Genomic DNA, 1872 nt, shown 5'->3' on the forward strand with positions numbered 1-1872 from the left:
GTAAGCGTCAAAGAATCGACGCGTAGCGATAGCGCAATTTAAGTGATAAAATATACCCAACAGAAAGGTTTAAATTCTCTGTTAGGTATATTTTTATATGTAAATAATTATTTGGTAGTCTTGACACGCAGTTGATCTGGAATGTTTTCCGACCATGGCATACATTTTTCTAGTATGTCCCTTTCTTTAATTTCCGAACTTGCTAACACTTCAAATAAATATACTAAATACTTTTCAGTTGCTAAGCCATTGGCTTTAGCCGTTTCAATAATACTATAAAGAAGTGCGCTTGACGATGCGCCTTTTGAAGTCTTGGAAAACATCCAATTTTTTCTGCCAATTACAAATGGCTTTATAGCTCTTTCGGCTGCATTATTATCAATTTCAAGACATCCGTTCGTTAAGAAAGTTCTCATATATGGCAATAACTTTTGCGCATATGCAAGAGCTTTACCTAAAGGACTTTTAGGAAGAGCATCAACAATTTCACTATCTACATATTCTTGAAATTTTTTAAGGATAGGGTCAGATTTCTTGAGCCTTATTATATGTCTATCAGCATAATAATCATCACTCCCCATGTATTGTTCCCTTAGCTCTTTTTCAATTTCATAAAGTTGCTCACAATAATTAAACCCTTCTAATGCATGTGATTGCTTTAAAGCTTCAGGGCTTAATGATGATATTATTTCAAAGAATTTTCTTCGAATATGAGCCATGCAATATAATCTTTTTATATTTTTAACCTTATTATAGCCATCATATCCATCTGTTTGAAGATAGCCTGAGAATCCTTCAAGAAATTCTTCTGCACAAGATCCAGATCTTGTTTTTTGATAATCATATAGAATTACTGGATTTTCAATGCCTCCGGAGCGATATAACCACATGAATCTTTTTGAGTTAGAATCTTTTCCGTTTTCTTCAATAACCTTCAGATATGTTTCATCGGCATGTATATAATTTCTTTTTAAGAGCTCCTCTTTCATATAGTTAAAAACAGGCTTAAGCTCAGTTGCACAACTTATTATCCAATTAGATAATGTCTGTCTTGAAAGATTAACATCCATCATCTTAAAATATGATTCCATTCTATATAACGGCATTGCATATTGATATTTCATGCTCACAACATGAGCTAATAATTCATTTGAAGCCATACTTTTATATAAGAATGTATTTGGTATTTTTGCTGAAATTATATTGACTTTATCTGCATCCGCTTCGCAATTTTTGCATGCATATGTATATGAAATATGTTCCTCTATGTAAAGTTCTGCTGGCTTATACTTTAAAATCTCTTTTGATTTTTTGCCTATTACAACTAAATTATTTCCGCATTTATCGCAAACTGCTTCGGAATCATTAATTTTATGCTCAATTATGACTCTATCTAGGCCGGATAAGTTATCTTTTTTCCCTGAATGAGAAGATGATTTCTTTCTTTTATATGTAATTTCTTCAATGGTAGGTTCCTCTATTTTTAGATCACTGTTTTTTTCAGCATCATTAAAAAGAGATATCTGTCTTGAATCAACTTGCTCACTAGATTGTCCAAAAATTTTTCTGTTTTTATTAAGAAGTTGTCCTTTAAGAAAAGCTAATTCCTTTTTTAAATTATCAATTTCTTTATCTTTTGATTGAATTTGTTCTTCCATTTTAGAAATCAATAATTTTGTTTTTTCATCGAGCTGATTCTCTAAATCTAAAATATCCATTTTTATACCTCACAACAAATATAGGCATATATTACCACAAAGCCCTTAATTCCGAAACTTGTAAAAGTTCAAAATTAAGGGCTTATAGCAATATTTGCTTTAAAAGCTGTTTCTTACTTCAATTGGCTTAAATTTAGACTTAGTTCTAACTTCA

1 protein-coding gene is annotated in these 1872 nt (G+C 30.9%); it reads right to left on the bottom strand.

Annotated features, from left to right (window positions below):
• Positions 1 to 107: 107 nt before the first annotated feature.
• On the bottom strand, positions 108 to 1718 hold the full coding sequence (locus COL3_RS25900; protein WP_008419066.1) for an IS66 family transposase: 1611 nt from the start codon (positions 1716 to 1718) through the stop codon (positions 108 to 110).
• Between the last annotated feature and the right edge of the window lie 154 nt (positions 1719 to 1872).

The sequence above is a fragment of the Clostridium sp. LS genome, from assembly GCF_002760435.1.
Taxonomy (GTDB): Bacteria; Bacillota; Clostridia; order Clostridiales; family Clostridiaceae; genus Clostridium.

What these genes read in the sequence shown, in the direction of transcription:
- COL3_RS25900 (WP_008419066.1), bottom strand. Translation starts at nt 1,718, where the DNA reads ATGGATATTTTAGATTTAGAGAATCAGCTCGATGAAAAAACAAAATTA.